Here is a 287-nt window from a genome sequence, read left to right as displayed (position 1 = left end):
ATTTTATTAGGCTTTGAATATGAAATGGATAATGATTTTTATAGTCTTTCGGGTTATTACTTATTTGATGCTTTGTGGGTTAAAATTAACAGCACATGGAATTATCCTTTGGCCTTATTCGACCTACAAAGTAATACTATTGTTTCCTATGATTTAGCCTCTTCTGAGTCAGAAAAAAGTATTTACAAGTTTTTAAGCGAATCTACTTACAATCAAGATCGTAAATATATTGTAACTGATTTGAAACATGAATATCGCCAACCCATACGAAAATTAGGTTTTAAACA

Origin of the sequence: Methanobrevibacter sp. UBA412 (assembly GCA_002495685.1) — an archaeon.
GTDB classification, from domain to species: domain Archaea; phylum Methanobacteriota; class Methanobacteria; order Methanobacteriales; family Methanobacteriaceae; genus Methanobrevibacter_A; species Methanobrevibacter_A acididurans.
Note: the sequence above shows the minus strand (reverse complement) of the source record.